2 protein-coding genes are annotated in these 1229 nt (G+C 25.7%); both read right to left on the bottom strand.

What is annotated here, in order from left to right; all coding sequences use genetic code 11:
• Positions 1–528, bottom strand: a 528-nt coding sequence (locus ACTG3V_RS15360) for a LytR/AlgR family response regulator transcription factor (protein ID WP_439133053.1), incomplete at its 3' end; no start/stop codon positions are given.
• Positions 515–1229, bottom strand: a 715-nt coding sequence (locus ACTG3V_RS15355; RefSeq protein ID WP_439133052.1) for a sensor histidine kinase, incomplete at its 5' end; no start/stop codon positions are given. The genes ACTG3V_RS15360 and ACTG3V_RS15355, both read right to left, overlap by 14 nt.

The raw sequence follows: 1229 nt of genomic DNA, 5'->3' as shown, positions 1-1229 counted from the left end.
AGAAATACCATGTTTTATTAACAGTTTTTCTTCTTTTTTATGTATTTTAATATAGTCCTTAAGGCTTTCTATATATAAAATATCATCATAATTCAGTTTTATATTTTTTTGATTACTTCTTACAAAAATATGAGTCAATTCAGGTTTAAAATTTGTAGGTTTCACAACAACTTGGGTCTCTAAGAACTTTTCTATCGCTTTAAAAAAACGTTTAAAAACAATAGGTTTTAATAAATAATCTACCACATTTAACTCATAACTTTCTATTGCATATTCTCTATGAGCTGTAGTAAATATAACTTTTGGTTGATTCCTTAAATTTTTTAAAAAGTCTGTTCCTTTTAAAACTGGCATTTCTATATCCAGAAACAACAAGTCAATCGTATTATTTTTCAAAACTGAATTTGCTTCGATTGCTGAAGCACAGGTAGCAATAATTTCAAAATATGGCAATTGACTAAGATGCGTGGCAATTAACTCTCTAGCTAATTCCTCATCATCAACTATTAAACATTTATACTTTTCCATTTAACGTAAGTTTTAGCTCTAAAGAGTAGTGAGAAGCTGTATTTTCAATCTCTAATTGATACTTATTTTTGTACAATAAATCTAATTGCTTTTTGGTATTTTGCATTCCTATAGATTTTTTAGCGCTTTTAATAAGTTCAGTATCTACTCTAGGTTTACTATTTTTTAATTTGAATATTATTTCATTTTGTGTAGCTAATATTTTCATATCTATAAAACTAGTGGTCAACTCTTGACTAACACCATGTTTAAAAGCATTTTCTACAAAAGTTAATAAAACTAAAGGAGCAATATTTACATTGTTTTGAATATCTTTTTCAAATGTGACGTTCACCCTTTTACCATACCTAACTTTTTCTAAAGCTATATAATTTTCTAATAATTCAATTTCCTTATTAATTGAAACATAGTTGTCTTTGCATTGGTATAAAATATAGTCTAAAATTTCTGAGAGTTTTGCTATTACTTCTGGAGTTTTATCAGACTTTTTTAGTGATAAAGCGTATAAGTTATTCAACGTATTGAATAAAAAATGTGGATTTAGTTGATTTTTTAATAAAGAGAGCTCTGTAGATTTTTTTTGTTCTTTTAACTCAATAATATCTTTTTGATCACTATAATATTTTATTGCTATTAATACTATTGTAGGAAAAACTAACCAAGTGATATTGCTTAAAAACCGAACAAAAGAAGTCATTCTA

This window comes from Polaribacter sp., assembly GCF_965660385.1.
GTDB lineage: Bacteria > Bacteroidota > Bacteroidia > Flavobacteriales > Flavobacteriaceae > Polaribacter.
Note: the sequence above shows the minus strand (reverse complement) of the source record. Positions and strands in the feature narration are given on the sequence as shown.